The organism is Pseudolactococcus hodotermopsidis, from assembly GCF_011170085.1.
In the GTDB taxonomy this organism is placed as follows: Bacteria; Bacillota; Bacilli; order Lactobacillales; family Streptococcaceae; genus Pseudolactococcus; species Pseudolactococcus hodotermopsidis.
Window position 1 is genome coordinate 1 of record NZ_BLLI01000132.1, and the last position, 1,169, is coordinate 1,169.

The window sequence follows — 1,169 nt, forward strand, 5'->3', positions numbered from 1 at the left end:
AAATGGTTCTAAATAATCTAAACTACTGAATATTAAGATAATGTATCAAAAATTATGAACATACCAAAGAGACTATAATTTTTTTAGGAAATCACTATTCATTCTTTGCACCAGACCAATTTTGCTCGGATTCTTTTTTGATTTTAGCGAGCATATCATTGATGCCCTGTTCTTCATAATATTTTTCTTGTTCCTCTTGTGGCAAAGGCCATGTGCCATATGCAGCCTTGAATGACAAATCACTCATTGTACGCTTGCCATCTTTAAATTCTTGATAGTCTGCTTGGTCTAACGGACGATATACTGGTACATCCGCAATCCCTGTCGGCCACGAGATTGTAAGATTGCCTTTTTTATCATAAACTGCATAGCCGTTACCTCCTTCAATTAAAATACCGTATTTTTCGTTCTCCATTTTACAATTTCTCTCTTTTCTATTCAATTAATAAAACTTGGATGATAGTTCCCATCAGAAACTTGATCAATTACTGCCTCTGGAATTCCACCAGGCCATGTTTTTCCACCCGGACGCCACTGCTCATTCCACTTAGAACCTGCTTCATTTCCACTTGGTACTTTCGCATTTTTGGGTGAATCGAAATCAATTCTAATCGGAGTTTCACCTAGCTCTCCTTTATCAAGTCCCAATAACTCTTCCATTATTCGGGGATCTCCTCCACTAACTTGAATGACCTTTTCTCCAACATCTTTAGACATTACAAATGTACCTGTTGCTGGATCTCCTAAATTTGGACCATAACTTTTTATTGCATTTTCCAAACTCTCAGAACTTTGAATTTTAATAACTCCATCATCAAATTGTTTCAAATGGGCTTTTATAAAATCTTCGGATAAATAAGTTCCTGACTCAGGTCTAAATATCCCTAATTCTGGATTTGGCTTAATGTTTGTTATATACTTAGTAGCTTCATCAGACAAACCTGCCTTAGGCGCCTCATCCAACATCTTAGCTAAATCATCTACAGCCTTTAACTGCTCTTTCGTACTATTGGGATTATCTAAAATACCTTTCAAAATAGATTTAGTACTGTCTGCTAAGTTGTCACTATTTTTAAGTGTAGTCTCCGCAAGATTTTCTAGTATTTCTCGACTACCAGAACTTGCCCGACCTACACCATCTGTTTCCCCCACAACCTTATTGAAATTCT

General features: G+C 36.5%; 1 protein-coding gene and 1 pseudogene. Both read right to left on the reverse strand.

Annotation, left to right across the window (positions count from 1 at the left end; translation table 11 throughout):
- Positions 1-94: 94 nt before the first annotated feature.
- Positions 95-415: a hypothetical protein gene (locus Hs30E_RS10985; protein WP_172209966.1), complete on the reverse strand. Its 321-nt coding sequence runs from the start codon at positions 413-415 to the stop codon at positions 95-97.
- A 23-nt stretch (positions 416-438) separates the two neighbouring features.
- Positions 439-1,169: pseudogene (locus tag Hs30E_RS10990) on the reverse strand (hypothetical protein); the annotation flags it as partial.

Bases quoted from the DNA above. Each gene is read 5' to 3' on its own strand.
- Hs30E_RS10985 (WP_172209966.1), bottom strand. From the start codon at position 415: ATGGAGAACGAAAAATACGGTATTTTAATTGAAGGAGGTAACGGCTAT.